We start from the raw sequence: 1,189 nt of genomic DNA, 5'->3' as shown, positions 1-1,189 counted from the left end.
GCCGGCATCGTGGCCAGTAGGCGGGGCAAGACCGGCGGCTGGACGCTCGCCCAGGACGCGGGGGCGGTCACCGTCGCGGACGTCCTGCGCGCGGTCGACGGCCCCCTCGTCAGCGTCTACGACGTACGCCCCGAGGCGGTCGACTACAACGAGCGCGCCGCTGTCCTCCAGCACGTGTGGATCGCCTCGAGGGCCTCCCTGCGGCGGGTCATGGACGCGGTGTCGCTCTCGGATCTGGCCGAGGGCCGGCTGCCCCCCGACGTCCACGCGCTCACCCTCGACGACGACGCCTGGGAGCCCCGCTGACGGACGGGGCCCGGATCCGCTGATTCACCGGTGGCTCCCACCGCGGTCAGATGTTAATGTCTACTGAACAGCTCGGTTTAATGCCTTAATGGCCGGAGGGTCTCTCCCTCCGCCCGACAGGCGGCCACCGGGAGTGACAGTGTCATCGACCGACGTCGGAGGATCCCCCCGTGCCCACCCTGATCGTCCTCGGCTTCGCCGGACTCCTGGCTCAGCTGGTCGACGGCTCGCTCGGCATGGGATACGGCGTCACCTCGACGACCATCCTCGTGGCAGCCGGCATCGCCCCCGCCGCCGCGTCCGCCGCCGTGCACTTCGCCCAGATCGGCACCACGCTCGCCTCGGGGATCTCCCACCACAAGTTCGGGAACGTGGACTGGCGCATCGTCGCGATCCTCGCCGGACCGGGTGCGGTGGGTGCCTTCATCGGCGCGACCGCGCTGACCCGGCTGTCCAGCGCGGCGGCCAAGCCCATCGTCGCCTCGCTCCTGCTCGTGCTCGGCTTCTACGTCCTCTATCGCTTCCTGCGACTCGGCGGCAGGCGGCCCCAGTTCTCCGGCCAGATCTCGGCGCGCTTCCTCGTCCCACTCGGCTTCGCCGGCGGAACCCTCGACGCGTTCGGTGGCGGCGGATGGGGCCCGGTGGGAACGACCACCCTGCTCTCGTCGGGTCGGGTCGAGCCCCGGAAGGTCGTCGGCTCCATCAGCGCCTCGGAGTTCGTGGTGGCGGTGAGCGCCTCGATCGGCTTCCTCTTCGGCCTCGGCGCCGCCGGCATCAACTGGGCGTTCGCGGCCGCGCTGCTGGTCGGCGGCGTGATCGCCGCGCCGTTCGCCGCCTGGATGGTGCGCCACCTGTCGCCGCGGGTCCTGGGCACTGCCGCCGG

At 71.8% G+C, this 1,189-nt stretch carries 2 protein-coding genes; both read left to right on the top strand.

The window, feature by feature from the left end; genetic code table 11:
• Positions 1-306, top strand: a 306-nt coding sequence (locus G6018_RS11640; protein ID WP_182639674.1) for an Rrf2 family transcriptional regulator, incomplete at its 5' end; no start/stop codon positions are given.
• A 170-nt stretch (positions 307-476) separates the two neighbouring features.
• The coding region (locus G6018_RS11635; protein WP_182639673.1) for a TSUP family transporter at positions 477-1,189 on the top strand (713 nt) is incomplete at its 3' end.

The organism is Dietzia sp. DQ11-44, from assembly GCF_014145205.1.
GTDB lineage: Bacteria > Actinomycetota > Actinomycetes > Mycobacteriales > Mycobacteriaceae > Dietzia > Dietzia natronolimnaea.
This window is presented reverse-complemented; position numbering and strand designations above follow the sequence as displayed.